This is a genomic window from Xanthomonas sp. WHRI 8932A (assembly GCF_035012785.1).
Classification (GTDB): domain Bacteria; phylum Pseudomonadota; class Gammaproteobacteria; order Xanthomonadales; family Xanthomonadaceae; genus Xanthomonas.
In genome coordinates, this window is sequence record NZ_JAYGQQ010000001.1 from 369,255 (window position 1) to 385,136 (window position 15,882).

18 protein-coding genes and 1 other RNA gene are annotated in these 15,882 nt (G+C 65.6%); 8 read left to right on the forward strand and 11 right to left on the reverse strand.

From position 1 onward, the window contains the following. Positions 1-67: 67 nt before the first annotated feature. The 7 genes from VC212_RS01625 to VC212_RS01655 form a co-directional block, all read right to left on the reverse strand. Positions 68-1,441: an AcvB/VirJ family lysyl-phosphatidylglycerol hydrolase gene (locus tag VC212_RS01625; RefSeq protein WP_323514159.1), complete on the reverse strand. Its 1,374-nt coding sequence runs from the start codon at positions 1,439-1,441 to the stop codon at positions 68-70. Positions 1,442-1,510: 69 nt separating this feature from the next. Continuing rightward, positions 1,511-1,693, reverse strand: coding sequence for an oxidoreductase-like domain-containing protein (locus VC212_RS01630; protein WP_115512170.1), 183 nt, complete (start codon positions 1,691-1,693; stop codon positions 1,511-1,513). A 64-nt stretch (positions 1,694-1,757) separates the two neighbouring features. After that, positions 1,758-2,363, reverse strand: a complete 606-nt coding sequence (locus VC212_RS01635) for a hypothetical protein (protein WP_323514160.1) — start codon at positions 2,361-2,363, stop codon at positions 1,758-1,760. Positions 2,364-2,410: 47 nt separating this feature from the next. Further along, positions 2,411-3,013: a 2'-5' RNA ligase family protein gene (locus VC212_RS01640; protein WP_323514161.1), complete on the reverse strand. Its 603-nt coding sequence runs from the start codon at positions 3,011-3,013 to the stop codon at positions 2,411-2,413. Positions 3,014-3,291: 278 nt separating this feature from the next. Continuing rightward, positions 3,292-3,747: a PA2169 family four-helix-bundle protein gene (locus tag VC212_RS01645; protein WP_115512173.1), complete on the reverse strand. Its 456-nt coding sequence runs from the start codon at positions 3,745-3,747 to the stop codon at positions 3,292-3,294. A gap of 213 nt (positions 3,748-3,960) precedes the next feature. Then, positions 3,961-4,137: a hypothetical protein gene (locus tag VC212_RS01650; RefSeq protein ID WP_323514162.1), complete on the reverse strand. Its 177-nt coding sequence runs from the start codon at positions 4,135-4,137 to the stop codon at positions 3,961-3,963. A gap of 255 nt (positions 4,138-4,392) precedes the next feature. After that, on the reverse strand, positions 4,393-5,601 hold the full coding sequence (locus VC212_RS01655) for an MFS transporter (RefSeq protein ID WP_323514163.1): 1,209 nt from the start codon (positions 5,599-5,601) through the stop codon (positions 4,393-4,395). Between the two features lie 244 nt (positions 5,602-5,845). Between VC212_RS01655 and VC212_RS01660 the strand changes: the two genes are divergently transcribed. The 3 genes from VC212_RS01660 to VC212_RS01670 all read left to right on the forward strand — a co-directional run bounded on the left by VC212_RS01660 (position 5,846) and on the right by VC212_RS01670 (position 9,199). Continuing rightward, a complete protein-coding gene (locus VC212_RS01660; protein WP_323514164.1) occupies positions 5,846-6,940 on the forward strand; it encodes an alkene reductase in 1,095 nt (364 codons plus the stop codon). 234 nt (positions 6,941-7,174) lie between these two features. Beyond that, the gene (locus tag VC212_RS01665; RefSeq protein WP_323514165.1) at positions 7,175-8,224 is read left to right on the forward strand and encodes a L,D-transpeptidase; all 1,050 of its coding nucleotides are present in this window, start codon (positions 7,175-7,177) and stop codon (positions 8,222-8,224) included. A 174-nt stretch (positions 8,225-8,398) separates the two neighbouring features. Beyond that, positions 8,399-9,199, forward strand: coding sequence for a hypothetical protein (locus VC212_RS01670; RefSeq protein WP_323514279.1), 801 nt, complete (start codon positions 8,399-8,401; stop codon positions 9,197-9,199). Between the two features lie 115 nt (positions 9,200-9,314). On the opposite strand, the gene VC212_RS01675 is transcribed toward VC212_RS01670, so the two are convergent. Continuing rightward, positions 9,315-9,650, reverse strand: coding sequence for a zinc ribbon domain-containing protein YjdM (locus VC212_RS01675; protein WP_323514166.1), 336 nt, complete (start codon positions 9,648-9,650; stop codon positions 9,315-9,317). Positions 9,651-9,764: 114 nt separating this feature from the next. Between VC212_RS01675 and VC212_RS01680 the strand changes: the two genes are divergently transcribed. From VC212_RS01680 to VC212_RS01700, 5 genes are all read left to right on the forward strand, one after another. Continuing rightward, positions 9,765-10,811 (forward strand): cation diffusion facilitator family transporter, encoded by a 1,047-nt coding sequence (locus VC212_RS01680; protein ID WP_323514167.1) that lies wholly within the window; start codon positions 9,765-9,767, stop codon positions 10,809-10,811. A gap of 167 nt (positions 10,812-10,978) precedes the next feature. Further along, a non-coding RNA gene (locus tag VC212_RS01685) (sX9 sRNA) lies at positions 10,979-11,055 on the forward strand. A gap of 245 nt (positions 11,056-11,300) precedes the next feature. Beyond that, on the forward strand, positions 11,301-11,774 hold the full coding sequence (locus VC212_RS01690; protein ID WP_055845266.1) for a peptidylprolyl isomerase: 474 nt from the start codon (positions 11,301-11,303) through the stop codon (positions 11,772-11,774). Between the two features lie 123 nt (positions 11,775-11,897). Then, positions 11,898-13,274, forward strand: a complete 1,377-nt coding sequence (locus tag VC212_RS01695) for an Hsp70 family protein (RefSeq protein WP_055845269.1) — start codon at positions 11,898-11,900, stop codon at positions 13,272-13,274. A gap of 188 nt (positions 13,275-13,462) precedes the next feature. Continuing rightward, a complete protein-coding gene (locus VC212_RS01700; RefSeq protein ID WP_010366034.1) occupies positions 13,463-13,648 on the forward strand; it encodes a hypothetical protein in 186 nt (61 codons plus the stop codon). 120 nt (positions 13,649-13,768) lie between these two features. Here VC212_RS01700 and VC212_RS01705 read toward each other — a convergent pair whose 3' ends face one another. From VC212_RS01705 to VC212_RS01715, 3 genes are read right to left on the reverse strand one after another with little or no spacing between them, the layout of a single operon-like run. Continuing rightward, the gene (locus VC212_RS01705) at positions 13,769-14,653 is read right to left on the reverse strand and encodes a DUF4097 family beta strand repeat-containing protein (RefSeq protein WP_055846246.1); all 885 of its coding nucleotides are present in this window, start codon (positions 14,651-14,653) and stop codon (positions 13,769-13,771) included. An 11-nt stretch (positions 14,654-14,664) separates the two neighbouring features. Further along, positions 14,665-15,213 carry a hypothetical protein gene (locus tag VC212_RS01710; RefSeq protein WP_323514168.1) on the reverse strand — a complete coding sequence of 183 codons (549 nt, stop codon included), beginning with the start codon at positions 15,211-15,213 and terminating at the stop codon, positions 14,665-14,667. Then, positions 15,210-15,794: a sigma-70 family RNA polymerase sigma factor gene (locus VC212_RS01715; RefSeq protein WP_115527398.1), complete on the reverse strand. Its 585-nt coding sequence runs from the start codon at positions 15,792-15,794 to the stop codon at positions 15,210-15,212. The genes VC212_RS01710 and VC212_RS01715 overlap by 4 nt, the downstream gene beginning before the upstream one ends. Positions 15,795-15,882: the final 88 nt, after the last annotated feature.

Here is a 15,882-nt window from a genome sequence, read left to right on the forward strand (position 1 = left end):
CGCTCTTGATTGCGTGCTTGCCGCAGCGACGGATCAGCAGGGGGCATCATCGCGACGCCCCGCACTTTCAGGGTTTGGACAAGCCGTGCATCTGCTCCATGATCACCTTGGCCAGGGTGGCGTAGTCGCCCTTGAAGTGGTGATCGCCAGGCAGCGCCACGCGCTTGGCGGCCTGCGTAGGCAGGCTCGGGCACAACGCATCGTCGTCGTCCTGGCCATAGATGCACACCGTGGTGCCGGCCGGCAGACGCTGTACTTCCGGCGCGATCGGCAGGCCTTCGTCGTCCGAGCCCAGCCAGTTGCTGACATGGAATTCGTAGTCGGCCAGCTTGCCCACCGACAATAGCGCGGTCATGCGGATGTTCTGCTTGGTCTCCGCCGGTAATTTATTGATCGCCGCCGGCAACACATCCGCGCCTTGCGAGAAGCCGATCAGCACCACGCGCTTGCGCTGCCAGCGCTGCGCATAGACGCGCGCAATGCGGTCCAGGTCGGTGGCGAAGCCTTGCGGCGTGCGCTCGGTCCAGAAGTAGCGCAGCGAATCCAACCCGACCACCGGGATGCCCTGCGCGGCAAGCGCGTCGGCCACTTCTTCGTCCAGCCCGGCCCAACCGCCATCGCCGGACACGAAGATCACGAAGGTATCGTCGTCGCTGTCGCCGTCGGGTTTGGCCGGCAATTCGACCACCGGCAGGTCGGTCAGACCGCCCGGTGGCGGTGGCAGGGCGACCCCCTTCTGCTCGCCCAGCGAACGGGCGGCGGCGCGCAGTCCGGGCACGATGTCGCCTTGCGCAGACCGCTTGAAGGTGCGGGCCTGCGGAATCTGTTTGAGAAAGGCGTCTTCAGCTGCCGCAGGGCAGCGCTTGTCCTGGCTGCCGGCCAGCACCCAGGGAATCTGCAACGTCACCGGAACCAGGCTATTGCTGCCCGGGCGCACACCCGGCTGACAGATCGCCTGATCGGACACCGTGGCCGGGCACAGGCCGTCGGTGAGCACGCCAGCCAGCACATGCGGCTTGGCCTGCGCACCGATGGCGTACGCCAGCGCCGCACCTTCGCCATCGCCCACCAGCAACGGCAGACGATACGTGGGGATGTGATAGAAGGCCTGCAGATAGCGCGAGAAGTTCTCCACATCGCCTACCGAAAACGTGCACGTGCCGCCGGCCTTGCGCAGGACCGCGTACAGATGCGCGGTATCCACCACCGCCACCATCGCGCCATCGTCGCGCAGGGCTTGCGCCTGAGCCTGACGCGTGCCGGCATTGCCCGCGCCCGCCAGCCAGATCACCACACGCTGCGGCTCGCCCTTGGGCATCAACACCGGGATCTGTTCAAAACGCCCGTGGCTGACCGGTTCCGGAGCCTGTGCGGCGGCCACTCCCGACAGCGTCAACACCGCCGCGCCGCAGAGCGCACTCCATCGTTCAAGTCGTCGCATGTCGCACCATCGGGAAAAGTGATCCAAAGATAATCGTTCCGGCAGTCGCCGCGAAGCGCGACGTTTCGCTCATCGCGCCTGTGCCGCCTGACGTTCTTCCCAGGCGGCCAGGGCCTGGCGGTAACGTGTCAGTTCCTCGGCATACAGATCGTGCACGCACAACGGGCAGCCGCTCTCGCAACACTCGTTGGGCGCGGGTGCCTGCGGCGCTTGCGGACGTGGATCGGAGGCGGAACTGGCGCTGTCGTGCATGCGGCCATTGTAGCGTGCGCATCCGCAGCTTCTGGTTGACGCGGCGCGCGGCAGAAGCGCCGGCTCAGCGGCCCAGCCGGCGACGCAGATTGTCGCGCGCTGCCGAATCGATGCGTGCGTGAAAATACGCGCTGAGAAAGATGCGCGGCCGCTTGAGCAGCCCGGCCAGGAAGCGTCGGCGATTGAGCCGGAACAGCAACGCGGGGACATGCCCGCGGTATTCCTCGGCGATCGCACGGTCGTAGGCATCGAAAATGGCGGCGGGCGCGGCCAGAATTGCCATGTCGCAATCCAGGAACAGTGCCGCCTCCTCGTCCACATCCTGGGGTTGCAGTTGCCCATGGCGCGCGGTGAGCAGGATCAGCGCCTGCACGCGTTGCAGATCCACTTCGGCCTGCGGCCACCAGCGCGGGATGCAGTCCATGGCCCACTGCGCAGATTCGGCTTCGTTATCGCTGCGCCCGGGCTGATAGATCGCATCGTGGAACAGCACCGCCAGCCAGACCTCTACCGGCTGCTGCCACCCCGGCCCGGCAGCCACCTCGACATAGTGTTGCAGCAACGCGCGCACATGGCCGAAGTGATGGTAGGCGCGCGGCGGCGTGGCATAGGCCTGCTCCAACGCGGCCAGATGGTCGGCATGCAACGGCAGGGGTGTGGTGGCATCCATGCGCGCAGGCTACCGCGTGTGTGCGCGTCTGCACACACCGTTGCGGCTCAACGGAGCGGCCAGCGGCCTTCGATCTGGTAACGCGACTGGCCCAAAAAGCTGCGCACCAACGCAAAGTCGCGCACCGTCCAGGCAAGCGCATCGCAGCGCCGTTGCGGCAACGTATGGTTGCAATACAGCAGCGTCATATGCGGCGTGTACTGCGCATCGCCGGCGATGCCCACATGCGCCAGCTGACGGCCAAGCGCCCCTTGCAACGCATACAGTCCGCGCACGCGCTCTTCGCCACGCAGCACGCACGGCAGTTGCGAGCGTCGCCCGCCGAAGGTGCCGACGCGATCGAACTCGACGTCGAAGGCTTCCATCGCCACACGCTCGGCCGCTTGACTGGCACGGCTCACCAACGAAGGCGGCAGCCCACCGGCGTAATCGCCCAGATGGTGCAAGGTCACATGCAGCCGCTCGCGCCCCAGCGGTTTGCCATCCACCTGCCCGCTCTGCAGCAGCCCCTCGGCGATGCCGGCCGCAAGCCCGGCAGTGGCCGCATCGGCCATCACCGCAAAAAACAGCCGCTCGGTGGTCTTCTCTTCCCCCAGGCCCAGCGACAACTGCGCCTCGGCCGATGACAGATATAGAAACTGCTGCTTCATGGGTAATTCCACGACCGCCTGCGCGGGCCTGGCTGAAGAAGGGCGGCGGATACTAGCAGACCTGATGCGTGTGCGAATACGCCGCGCAACCCCGCGCCCACGTGGAACACTTCGTCAGCGTGGAACGGGACTGCCGCCGTGGTGATTTGTTCGCCAGCTGGCGCGCGGCATGCTGCACGCACAAAAAGAAACGGGCAGCTTGCGCTACCCGTTTCCCGCCTGTATCGATTTACTCCGAGAGCTGCATCAATGCAAATGCACTTCGGTCTTGCGACGCCTTACGCGGCGTTCTTCATCGCATGCTTGCGGTTGCGCATCACGTCGTGACATGCACGCACTTCCGGCAACAGACGCAGTGCAGCGTCGCGTGCGGCGACAGGGGTGTCTGCATCGGCGATGGTTTCATCGAATGCCTTCAGCAGGCGGTCTTCGGATTCTTCCAGCTCGGCCACGTAGCCGTACTTGGTATCGCCCAACGTTGCGCGCACCTTGCCGTAGAACTGCTGCATGCTGCCGACCATGGTGCCGTGTTTTTCCGGCGTGCCGCCGGCCGATGCGACCACGCTGCTCAGGCTGCTGACGATGTCGGTCTTGACCCCGGCAATGCGGCGGAACAACGTCGCCAGCTCTACATCGCCCACTTTGGCAGCGGCTTCGTCGTAGAAGTCTTTGCCGTCGCGGGAAATGGCGATGAGGTCGTTGAGGCTATGCTCGGTCTTGCTCTGAATGCTCATGTGTCGCTCCTTGTTGGATACACCAGCGTCGCGAGGGATGCAATGCGCTGGCTTTCGGGGAGAAGCGCAATCGATGGTTTGATTGCGATGCCGTGACCTTGTGTACGACTGCATCCTGGCGGCGCGACCATAATCGGCATGTGAGCGATACGGGTATCGTCCTCACGCCATCGTGCGGCCGATGAATTGCGATTCATCGTTGGCAACGACGCATCAAGATCCCTTCGGCTGGCGACTCGCCCACATGTTGTCGACCAGATTCGGATAGGGGCGCCCGGCATCTTCTGCACGCTGCTTCGCGGCGGCCTTCTGTGCGTCGGTCAACGGTGTGGAGGCGGTCTTTCGCTTGGGATTGGGACGCTTCCACGGCGGTGGAGTGAGGTCGGTCATGGCGCTGTTCGGTCCGGTTGCAGTGCGGGCAGTCTCGACGCGCGGCCGTGAGTTGTTTGTGGATGCGATGCTCGCACGCAGTAGCCACTTGCATCTGCAGCGAACGCAAGCGCAATGGGTCGCTGCTCAACCACTCGTACTGTCAGCGAGCACGCGCCGTGCACGTCACAGATGCAGGGATCGCACGTAGATCACCAGGGTCTACAAAGCGCCGCGATCAGCGGCGCAGCGCACGCAGCTACGACGGGTAGCCACTCAGTCGTTGGTCACCACACTGCGCTGACGTTGCTCCTGCCACACCGCCAGCGCGTAGACCAGCAACCCGCCGAGTGCGGTGGCTGCACCCACATACCCGGTAGAGGTCCAGCCCCAGCCTGCGGTGATCGCCATGCCGCCCAGCCAGGGGCCCAAGGCATTTGCGGTATTGAAGGCGGCGTGGTTGGACGCTGCGGCCAGCGTCTGCGCTTCGGCTGCCACGTCCATCAGGCGGGTCTGCAACGCCGGCGCCAGAGCGCCCATCGTGCCGACCGCCACAATGGAAACGAATACCCACAGGCCCGAATGCGCAGCCAGCGGGAAGGTCAGCATCACCACGATCGACCACACCAACAGCACCGGCACCGCGCGGAATTGCATGCGGTCGAACAACCACCCGCCCAGGATGCTGCCGAGCACGCCACCGACGCCGAATGCGGCCATCGCCAACGGAATGCGCGCAGGCGCTACGCCAGTGACCGCGGTCAGGGTCGGCGCCAGATAACTGAAAACGCAGAACATCCCGGAAAACCCCACCGCGCCGATCGCCAACGCCAACCACACCTGCGGCTGGTTGAACGCACGCAACTCGCGCAATGGCTGCTGACGTGGCTCGTCCGGCGCAGGCGGCAACAATGCAGCCACCGCCGCGACCGTGCCCAGCGCAATCACCGACACCGACGCATACGCCCAGCGCCAACTCACGATCTGCCCCAGCCAGGTCGCCAGCGGGTTGCCCACCAGCAAGGCAACGCTCAAGCCCAGCAGCACGCGCCCCACCGCAGTGGCGCGTTGATTGGGCGGGCTGATCGAAGCGGCAACCAGAGAGGCAACGCCGAAATACGCGCCATGCGGCAGCCCGGCGATGAAGCGACACAGCAACATCGTGTGATAGCTGGGCGCCAACGCACTGGCAAGGTTGCCAACCGCGTAGAACACCATCAGCAGCAACAACAAGGTGCGACGCGGCCAGCGCGCGCCCAGGATCGCCAGCAACGGCGCGCCGACCACCACACCCAGCGCATAGGCGCTGATGACATGGCCCACCTGCGGCTCGCTGATCTGCAGGCCCTGCGCGATCTGCGTCATCAGGCCCATTGTGGAAAACTCGCTGATGCCGATCGCAAAACCGCCCATCGCCAGCGCAAGCAGGATCAGCACGTAATCGCGCCGTGGCACACGCGGCATAGAGAGATCGATATCGGACATGCCCGACTCCAGGATGACGGGGCGGCTTATTATTGTGCAATGCAGCAATCAGCGAAAGGCTTCTGCTCGCAGCGATTCAGCGCCAACCCGCAGCACATCACAGTTCACCGCGCGTTGGCGTGCTGGAGACGCAGTGTCCTACTGGCATCGCTCGAATCTGCCTGGGTCCGCCACCATCGCTGTGGGGCACCGCGATCGGCGTGGTGCCGCGCCTGGCGCGCGATCCAACTCGAACTGGTTGCTGATGTCCAAATCCACTGAATCTCCGTTGTTCTCCCCGGTGCGCCTGGGCGCATTGGATCTTGCCAACCGCGTGATCATGGCGCCGCTGACGCGCAACCGCGCCGGCGCCGGCCAGGTGCCCTCGCCGCTCGCCGCCGAGTATTACGGCCAGCGCGCCACCGCCGGCCTGATCGTTGCAGAAGGCACGCAGATCAGTCCGCTCGGCCAGGGGTATCTGGACACCCCCGGCATCTACACCCAGGCGCAGGTCGAAGGCTGGCGCGTAGTCACCGACGAAGTACATCGCCGTGGCGGCAAGATCGTGCTGCAGCTATGGCATGTCGGCCGCGTCTCGCACATCAGCGTGTTGCCTCCGGGCGAAGTGCCGGTTGCGCCCAGCGCCATTCGTGCCGAAGGCAAGACCTACACCAAGAGCGGCTTTGAAGATGTATCCGAGCCGCGCGCCCTGGAACTGGAAGAAATTCCCGCACTGATCGAGGATTACCGTCTCGCTGCGCGCAACGCGATCGATGCCGGTTTCGATGGCGTGGAAGTGCACGCCGCCAACGGCTATCTGCTCGACCAGTTCCTGCGCGATGGCTCCAACAAGCGTACCGATGCCTACGGCGGCGACATCGAAAACCGCACACGCCTGCTGAGCGAAGTGGTGCAGGCCATCGCCGACGAGATCGGTGCCGAGCGTACCGGGGTGCGGTTGTCGCCGGTGACCCCGGTGTACGGCGCACACGACTCCGATCCGCAGCCGTTGTTCGAACGTGCGGTCGAGCGGCTCAACCTGATCGGCGGGCTGGCCTTCGTGCACGTGATCGAAGGCGCCACCGGTGGCGCGCGCGACAACATCGCCTTCGACTACGCCGCATTGCGTACCAAGTTCGATGGTGCATGGATTGCCAACAACGGGTACGACCGTGGCATGTCCGAACACGCCATCAGCAGCGGCTACGCCGATGCGATCGCTTACGGCCGCCCCTTCATTGCCAACCCGGATCTGGTGCGTCGCCTACACGAGAAAGCGCCGCTGGCAGCCGTCGACCAGGCCACCCTGTACGGTGGCGGTGCCAAGGGCTATACGGATTACCCCGCTCTGGCGGACTGATTCCGACCACAGCTCGCCCGATCACCGCTGCAACGAAGCGGCGGTGATCGGGCAGCGAATGCATCGCGCGTACAACGCGCGACGCCGTGCAGGGCGGCGACCGCAGGCCAGCCCAGTTAATCGGCCTGCGTGCAAGGCCACCCTTCGCGTCTCGCGCCGACACCACAGCGTCGCTACATGACGCGCCCGTTGCATCCGGATAGCATCCAGGCGGCCCTTGCTGCTGGAATTCCAATGCGCCGCTTTTTCTCGTTTGCCCTGTGCTGCACGCTGCTGATCGGCGAGCAAGCGCTTGCCGTGCCGTTCTGGGGCGCGCGCCAGTCCAGCCCTGCCGATACCCTGCCCACGCAGCTCAAGCCGGGCGAATGGATCTGGGGTGGCGTCAGCAAAGGCTGGGGGCCGATGGCGGTGATCGTCAGCCTGACCGAACAACGTGCCTATGCATATCGCAACGGCATCCTGATCGGTGTGTCCACCATCAGCTCCGGCAAGCCAGGGCACGAAACGCCGACCGGTGTGTTCACCATCCTGCAGAAAGACAAAGACCACCGTTCCAACATCTACAACGCGGCCCCCATGCCGTATCAGCAGCGGCTGACCTGGGACGGCGTCGCCCTGCACGCCGGCGGCCTGCCCGGCTATCCGGAATCGCACGGTTGCGTGCATCTGCCGTCGGAATTTGCGCGATTGCTGTTCGACAATTCCAACATGGGCGTGGTGGTGGTGGTTGCGCAGGCCGGCATCAGTGCCGACGATGTGGTGCATCCGCGCGCGCTCAGCCCGATCGATCCCACCACCGGCGCCGAGCGCGCCCTGCTGCCGCTACCCAACGGCCAGGCATTTGCCTGGCAGCCGGATCTAGCGCCGGCCGGCCCGATCTCGATGCTGATCAGCAGTACCGACCAGCAACTGGTGGTCTACCGCAACGGTGTGGAAATCGGGCGCGCGCAAGTCGCCTTGCACGCAGAGCCCGGCGCCGCACCGCTGGGCACGCAGGCTTTCATCGTCGGCCAGGGCTTTTTGCCGGGCGACCTCCCCGGGCTGCCCGGTCAGCGCATGCCCAACTGGATGCGGATCGGCATTCCCGGCAGTACCGCCGCGGCAGGACAGGCGCTGGATGCCAGCACCGTCGCGCGCCTGCAGGTACCGCCCGCATTTCTGGCCGGGCTGTTGCCGCTGCTGACCCCCGGCGTGGTGTTGGTCGCCACCGACCAGCACATCCTGCCCGAGACCACCGGCGCAAAGCTGCAGGTGCTGGATTCGGACCCGCCTGAAACGCCATGAGCGCGCTATCAGCGCGCTGCCTGGACAGGCCGGCCACTGCGGCGTTCGCTGCGTACTGCATGCCGCCATCCCCAGCGCGCGGCGTGTTGTTTCGACCGGGTGTTCCTTTGCTGCCGATGCGCGATTGTCAGCACAGCGCTGCTGGCACATGATGCGGTTACCTCATTGCCAAGGATGTGCGTGATGCGCCTGCTCGCTGCGGTTCTGTTCGGCATCAACGTGATGGCATGCACCATGGCCGATGCATCGGCACAAACCACGCGTCCTGCGCCGCCAAGCGCGGACTGCCTGGATGCGCGCCAAGTGACGGAATTGCATCAGGCCGATGCGCGCACGCTCGCTGTAGCACAGCACGACGGCCGCTTGTTCCGCCTGCAATTGGCGCAGGACTGCCCACAGCTCGCCGCGCAGGCAGATGCCAATCTGCTCGCGCCGCACGGTTGGGTCTGCAATGGCGCGCCGGCGTATGTCAGCGCCGGGCAGCAACGGTGCGCGATTGGCCAGGTCACCACGCTCAGCGCGCGCGACTACGCCGGCATTGCCCGGCAGCGCGACCGCGACGGTGTGCCCACACTGGAAGGCGTCAGCGTGCGCGAAGCACGTCGTCGCAACTTCGCCGGCTCGTCTAGCTACTGCTTCAATCCCAGCATGCTGCGCGCATGGTCGGAAGACGCGCAGGGCCTGGTGGTGGAAGTGTCGCCGCGCCATCCCGGCACGCATCGCCATTATCGCGTCGAGTTAATGGACAGCTGCCGCGAACTCAGCGGCGCACCGCCGATCCGCTTCGTGTCCGGCATGGGCTTGAATGCGATCTGCGGCAATCCCGGCGACAAGGTCGATGTCCTCGACGAAATCGGCCTTGCCGGCGCAGGCGTCGGAACGGGCCAGCAAGGCGACCTGAGCACCATGCGCGGCGGGCAGTTTGCGCGGATGCGCCAGAGCTGCATGGTGGCGGCGGTGTATCCGCGCGATTGATGGCACCTGCAAGACAGGCGCTGCACTGCACCGCGGGAGCGCGCGCGGTGCAGCTCTGCTGCCCGCATCGCGCACAAGCGCATTCCTGCGCGAGCGACTTACCCGCGGGTGACGCTCACGCCTTGCGCAAGAAGCAGGTCTTCAACACCAGCCCCTTGATCTTTTCCGAGTTGCCTTCGATATGTTCGGCATCGTCTTCGACCAGGCGGATATTGCGGATCACCGTGCCCTGCTTGAGCGGAATCGACGCGCCCTTGACCTTGAGATCCTTGATCACCGTCACCGTGTCGCCGGCCTGCAACACGTTGCCGTTGCTGTCGCGCACGACCGTCACGCTCGCGGTGGCCTCGCCTGCACTCCATTCGAAACCGCACTCCGCGCAGATCGACAACGCGCCATCGGCATAGGTGTTGTCCTGGCCGCATTGCGGGCAGGCGGGAACGGTAGACATGCGATTCCTTGATCGAAACGGGCGTGGATTGTAGCTCCCCGGCGCTGCGATCACGCACCCGGCACGGCGGCGGCGCGATAGTGCAGCGCTTATCGAATACCCCGCAGGTCGCACGTGTCCAACCCGCCAGTTCCCCCCACATCGAGCGCCGCACACGCTGGCAACGCCGGCGGCGGACCCAGCGATGCCGGATCCGGCGGCCCTGCAAAGCCCAAGGGCTCGCACCTGGTGGTTTACGTCGCGCTGGCCGGCAATCTGGCCATCGCAGTGGCCAAATTCATTGCTGCAGGCATTTCCGGCAGCTCGGCCATGCTCAGCGAAGGTGTGCATTCGCTGGTGGACACCGTTAACGAGGTGCTGTTGCTGTACGGCTTGCGTCGTGCCGCGCAAGCACCCACGCCGACACACCCATTCGGCTACGGGCGCGAGCTGTACTTCTGGAGTTTCATCGTCGCGTTGTTGGTGTTTGCGATGGGCGCCGGCGTTTCGCTATACGAAGGCATCGTGCATCTGCGTCATCCCGAGCCGGCCAAGAGCCATCTTGTCGCCTACTGCGTGCTCGGTGTCTCGATCGTGTTCGAAGGCATCTCCTGGGTGGTGGCACTACGCGAATTCCGCGCCAAAAAGGGCCGCATGGGCTACTTCGAGGCGTTTCGCCAAAGCAAGGATCCCAGCACCTTTACTGTCTTGCTGGAAGACAGCGCGGCGTTGATCGGACTGTTCATGGCACTGCTTGGCCTGGCCGGCGCGCAGCTGTTCGACATGCCCGAGCTCGACGGCATCGCATCGATCGGCATTGCCGGTGTGCTCGCTTTCACCGCGTTCCTGCTGGCGCGCGAAACCAAGGGCTTGCTGATCGGCGAACCCGCGCATGCGCATGTCACCGAGTCGCTGCTCCGCATTGCCGCCAGCGACCCGGATGTGCGCGCCGCCAACGGCGTGCTGACCATGCAGATGGGCCCGAACCAAGTGGTTGCCGCGCTCAGCGCCGAGTTCGAAGACAGCCGCACCACGCCGCAGATCGAAGCCTGCGTCGGGCGCATCGAAGCAGCAGCCAAGCGCCAGCATCCCGAGCTCACCGCGTTGTTCATCAAACCGCAGACACCGGAAACCTGGCGCGCGCGCCGCGCACAGATCGAGCGTGGCGCGCAGACGGAGTGAATGCGCACACAGTCGGCTAATGCAGCTGCGCTGCGCGCTCGATGTGCGGCGTTTTAGCGCCATGCGCGCTGTACCGTGACGCAGCGAAACGACAGCAAACGCATAAGAGCAGCCAACAAAACGACTGTACTCACCGCCAGGCGAGCGCGGCGGGTGCGCGGTGCGACATGGACCACGCGTGCACTCCGGTGTTGAGCACGCCGTCCACACCTCTCTGACCACTGCTCGCTATGCGTTGCTAGCCGCTCTTGATACACGAGCCGTGTAGCGAGCCGAACCGCACAAACTTCGCATATAAGCCTGCCTGGCACGGCACTGGCTTGCAGCAGCGCCGTGCCATGCAGTGCACCAAGCTGATCCTCGCCCAAACCGCAACGCCTGCTGCGGTTGCATGATCCGCTGCGATTGCCTACGGTGTGCATGCAGCATTTCTTCGCATCGTGAATCAGCCGATGCACTCCCCTCGATCACCCGTCATGGAGGTTTCCAATGGAAATCAGCCAAGGTCGCGTTGCGACCATTCACTACACGCTGTCCGATGACAGCGGCCTGGTACTGGACCGCTCCACCCCGGACACCCCGCTGAGCTATCTGCACGGTGCCGGCAACATCGTTCCCGGGCTGGAGCAGGCACTGGACGGCAAGCGCATCGGCGACACGCTCACTGCCGACGTTGCGCCCGAACAAGGCTATGGCCCACGTCATGAGCAGCTGATCCAGCACGTGCCGCGCGATGCCTTCCCCACCGATGTCGACGTCGTGCCCGGCGTGCAGTTCGAAGCCCGCACCCAACAGGGCCCGGTCCTGGTGACTGTGACCGACGTCGGCCCGGAGCAGGTGACTGTGGACGGCAATCACCCGCTGGCCGGGCAGACCCTGCACTTCGCAGTCGAAGTGGTTGAAGTGCGCGAAGCCACTACCGATGAATTGAACCAGGGCCACGTCGACGACATCGCGGCCTGATGCAAGATGCCGCGTGCCGCCCGGCACGCGGCACATCGGCCCGGGCGCAATGCCTGCGCGCCGGTCTGGACGGTGGACGCGGCAGCCGTAGTAAAGTGCGCGGCCCGCTCTCAGGCACTCTGCATGAAACTCGGCATCGACTTCGGTACTAGCAACTCCGCCGCCGCGGCGATCGTCGACGGGCAGGTGCAACCAGTGCGCTTCGGCGAGGCCTTGCAGTTCCGCACCACGGTGTATTTCCCCGACACCATGCGCGATCCGGAGAATTTCAGCCTCACGCCCGCACTGGAATACGAGATGGAGCGCTTGATCGACTCCGCCCGCCGCGATGCGACTGCCGCCGGCCGCACCCCCAATCAGGACAGCCTGCGCCGCGAGGCGTTGCGCATCGTGCGCCGGCAATGGATGGAAGAGCAGGTGCGCGAGCCGCGCAGCTCGGCGGCGCTGCTGCAGAACGCGGTGTACGGCGACGACGCGCTGGATGCCTACTTCCTCGAAGGCGAAGGCAATCTGGTGCAAAGCCCCAAGTCGATGCTGGGCTACAACCTGCACCCGCGCGCGCGCCAGACCATCACCGGCATCGCCACGCACGTGCTGGAACATATCCGTCTCACCGCCTCGCGCCAGTTCGATCTCAACATCCGCAACGCCGTACTCGGCCGCCCGGTGCAATTTCGCAGTTCGATCGGCGAAGCCGGCAATGCACAGGCGCTGGAGATTTTGCAGACCGCCGCCATCGCCGCCGGTTTCGACAGTGTGGAGTTTCTCGAAGAACCCGCAGCGGCAGCGATGCACTATCACGTCAGCCACGACACCCGGCACGACACGGTGGTGGTGGACATCGGCGGCGGCACCACCGACATCGCGCATGCCAGCGTCGGCGGCAGTGCCCCGCCGCAGGTGCACCGCGCCTGGGGCATTCCGCGCGGCGGTACCGATATCGATCTGGCGCTCAGTCTCGCCGCCTACATGCCGCTGTTCGGCCGCGGCATCACCCGCGTGCCGGCGCACCACTATGTGGAAGCGGCGATGGTGCAGGACATGACCCGTCAACGCGAATTCCGCCTGCACAAATACCAGGACGTGCCTGCCCCGTTCGACAAGCGCCTGCAGGCATTGCAGGACACCGGCAATACCGCGCGCCTGTATCGCGGCGTGGAAGCCTGCAAGATCGCGCTCAGCGAGCTCGACCAGCACCAGGCATCGCTGGAGTTCATCGAACGCGGGCTGGGCGTGGACGTGCAGGCCAGCGCACTGGTGGCGTCCGCTTCCAGCTATTTGCGCGAGCTGGAAGGTTTGCTTGCGCAGGTGCGGGCCGACATGGCCGCACCGCCGGCCACCCTGTTCCTGACGGGCGGCATGTCGCGCGCCGGCTATATCCGCGACACCGTGGCGGCGGCCTTTCCGGAATCGCGCATGGTGCATGGCGATCCCTCGTTCGGCGTGGTGCAGGGCCTGGCTTGGGCGGCGGCTCAGGGCGCCCGCCCGTCGGACGGTTAACACAAATCGGCGCTCAGCGCCTATAATGCGCGGTTGCTGCCTGACGCTCAGCCGTCTCGCCTGCAAGGCACGCCCGTCGTGCCGCCGCGATTGCGCACCGAACGCGATCGCACTTCTCGACACCGCTTTCGCGCGCACCACCCTCGCCGCACGCGGTGTCATTGCACTTCCCCGCTACAGGAGGCCACATGGCACGTCCCGCGACCAAGCAGAAATCCCAGCCCAGCATCGCTCGCAGCGAAGGCAAGTCGCAGCCGCTCAGTCGTGAGCGTATTGCTGCCGACATCGCCGCGTTCCGCAAGACCGGCGGCCGGATCGAAGTGCTCACCACCAACTTCGGCCCCGCCCGCAACGACGGCGACAAGATCGCGTAAGTAGCGAGCACGCTGTCACTTGCGCCCGCATCGCAGCGCGCGCTCGCGACAGTTGCAGCCAAGGGTTGCCTTGAAGTGTTACCGACGTGCCACCGCAAGGTGGCACGTCTGTTTTCGGCGTCAGTTGCTGTAGTCGATACGCACCGAACCCGAGTGCGACTCCAGTTTGATATCGCCGTTGCCGGCCCCCAGCGTCGCGCGCAGGCTCTTGCCAGGGCCGTACTCAGGCCGCTCCACCCGCCCGGCCACCGAGTGGATGTCGCCACTGAAGACCTCCACATTCAGCGCCGCCGAGACGTTGCGCGGCACGCCCAGCGTGATCGTGCCGCTGACACTCTCTGCAGAGATGCTGCCGCCCGGCGCCAGCCCGGCCACCGTGACCGAGGCTGAGCCAGACACGCTTTGCGAACGCAACTGCGAGACCTGTCCCGCGCCGATCCGGATATCACCGGAAACGGACTCGGCCGACACCACGCCGCTGGCACCGGCTTGCGCGTCGATTTGCCCGCTGACCGTGCCCAGCGTCACCCGCCCGCTGCTCACCGTGCTGCGCAACGTCCCGCTGACCGTCTCCAGCTGTGCTTCCTTGGCGCGGCCGCGTGCCACTACGTCGCCACTGACGGATTTGAGCCGCAGCTGCGCAAGATCGACCTGGTCCACGTCCACCGAGGCGCTGACCGCAGCCACCTGCAGCATGGCGCCGCGCGGCACGCGCAACTCCAGCTGCGCTCCCTTGCTACTGCGGCTGGTATGCGGATAGATCACCTCCAATTGCAGACGGTTCGAACTCGCATCGACCTCCAGCCGCTGGCCCTCGCCCAAGGTGCCGGTCAGCGCCACCTCGTCGCGGTCCCACCCACGCACACGGATCTGCCCGGCGATGTTTTCCAGCTCCACGCGCCCGCCACGTGCCAACGGATGACTCTGATTGACCGCAGTTTGGGCCGCCGCCGGCGCAGCGCAAACCGCAGCCAACAGCAACAGGGAAAGATGTGCGTAGCGCATGAACATGCTCCTCAACTTGGGAAGGATGTCTCGCCCTGAGAGGCAAGACGGGTCAATTGCAGCCGTTTGGCGTAGGTGCGCTGAAGTTGCGACAACAAAAAGGCGGACTGCGGGCTCTGCGCGATGGCCGCGTGGATGGCCCGCGCGCTTTGATCCAGCTCGTCCAGCGCAGGCCGCAGATCGGCTGGCACCTGCTGCAGCGGAACCTGGGCGATGGCCTGCTGGTATTGCCCGGCCAGCGCCTGCGCCTGCGCCACGAGCGCCGGCTGCGCAGCACGCGGCGGCGGCGGTGTGTGCTGCCTGATGCCGGGCACGACAGCGACCAAGGCCACGACCGCTGCCAACGCAACCCCAAGCACCGGCAGCGCCCAGCGACGACGACCCGGCCGGCGTGCCACCACAGTGGCATGCGGCACCAGCGCCGGCGCGATGCGCTCCCACAGCTGCGCAGGCGGCAAGCGCTGCTGCGGCAATGCCTGCAAGCGCGCGACCAGCGCAGCGTCTTCGGCCCGGGACTCGGCTTCGATGCGATCAGGGTGGTCGGGGTGGTCGGGGGTCATGCGTGTTCTCCAAGCCGCGCGCGCAGCAGACCGCGCGCGCGATGCAGTTGTGCCTTCGAACTGCCGACTGCCATCTGCAGTTGATCGGCAATTTCCTGGTGTTTCCAGCCTTCGATATCGTGCAGCACCAGCACCGCCCTGGCGCGCGGCGGCAGCGTTTCCAAGGCGCGCTCCAGATCCATCCGGATCGAGTGACAACCCGCTGCGTCGGGAACTGCCGCAAGCATCGCATCGGTGTCGTCACTGGCCTGATCGCCAAACGCCGCACGCGCGCGCAGCTCCATCAACGCGGTATTGACGGCAAGCCGATGCAACCAGGTGCCCAACGCACTCTGGAAGCGAAACTGCGGCAATGCCTTCCACGCGGCGATGAAGGTGTCCTGCAGTACGTCGTCGGCGCGCGCGGCATTGCCGCCACACAAACGCCAGACCAGCGCATACAGCCGCGGCGAATGGCGGCGATAAATCGCCTCATACGCAGCGCGTTCGCCAGCCGCAGCTGCACGCGCCAACGCCGCATCGTCGCGGTCGGCGGGGGTGGCGCATGGCAGGGCATCGATGGGCACGGAGGTGTCGAGCATAGCCAGTTGGATGCGCCGAACAGCGCAATGGTTTAAACCCGCGCCAACTTTTTTGGAAGCCCGCAGAACGGCGCGAGACCTGGCTGGT

Excerpts from the sequence above, each read along its gene's own strand:
- VC212_RS01625 (WP_323514159.1), bottom strand. The coding sequence starts at position 1,441 with ATGCGACGACTTGAACGATGGAGTGCGCTCTGCGGCGCGGCGGTGTTG.
- VC212_RS01630 (WP_115512170.1), bottom strand. The coding sequence starts at position 1,693 with ATGCACGACAGCGCCAGTTCCGCCTCCGATCCACGTCCGCAAGCGCCG.
- VC212_RS01635 (WP_323514160.1), bottom strand. The coding sequence starts at position 2,363 with ATGGATGCCACCACACCCCTGCCGTTGCATGCCGACCATCTGGCCGCG.
- VC212_RS01640 (WP_323514161.1), bottom strand. The coding sequence starts at position 3,013 with ATGAAGCAGCAGTTTCTATATCTGTCATCGGCCGAGGCGCAGTTGTCG.
- VC212_RS01645 (WP_115512173.1), bottom strand. The coding sequence starts at position 3,747 with ATGAGCATTCAGAGCAAGACCGAGCATAGCCTCAACGACCTCATCGCC.
- VC212_RS01650 (WP_323514162.1), bottom strand. The coding sequence starts at position 4,137 with ATGACCGACCTCACTCCACCGCCGTGGAAGCGTCCCAATCCCAAGCGA.
- VC212_RS01655 (WP_323514163.1), bottom strand. The coding sequence starts at position 5,601 with ATGTCCGATATCGATCTCTCTATGCCGCGTGTGCCACGGCGCGATTAC.
- VC212_RS01660 (WP_323514164.1), top strand. The coding sequence starts at position 5,846 with ATGTCCAAATCCACTGAATCTCCGTTGTTCTCCCCGGTGCGCCTGGGC.
- VC212_RS01665 (WP_323514165.1), top strand. The coding sequence starts at position 7,175 with ATGCGCCGCTTTTTCTCGTTTGCCCTGTGCTGCACGCTGCTGATCGGC.
- VC212_RS01670 (WP_323514279.1), top strand. The coding sequence starts at position 8,399 with ATGTGCGTGATGCGCCTGCTCGCTGCGGTTCTGTTCGGCATCAACGTG.
- VC212_RS01675 (WP_323514166.1), bottom strand. The coding sequence starts at position 9,650 with ATGTCTACCGTTCCCGCCTGCCCGCAATGCGGCCAGGACAACACCTAT.
- VC212_RS01690 (WP_055845266.1), top strand. The coding sequence starts at position 11,301 with ATGGAAATCAGCCAAGGTCGCGTTGCGACCATTCACTACACGCTGTCC.
- VC212_RS01695 (WP_055845269.1), top strand. The coding sequence starts at position 11,898 with ATGAAACTCGGCATCGACTTCGGTACTAGCAACTCCGCCGCCGCGGCG.
- VC212_RS01700 (WP_010366034.1), top strand. The coding sequence starts at position 13,463 with ATGGCACGTCCCGCGACCAAGCAGAAATCCCAGCCCAGCATCGCTCGC.
- VC212_RS01705 (WP_055846246.1), bottom strand. The coding sequence starts at position 14,653 with ATGCGCTACGCACATCTTTCCCTGTTGCTGTTGGCTGCGGTTTGCGCT.
- VC212_RS01710 (WP_323514168.1), bottom strand. The coding sequence starts at position 15,213 with ATGACCCCCGACCACCCCGACCACCCTGATCGCATCGAAGCCGAGTCC.
- VC212_RS01715 (WP_115527398.1), bottom strand. The coding sequence starts at position 15,794 with ATGCTCGACACCTCCGTGCCCATCGATGCCCTGCCATGCGCCACCCCC.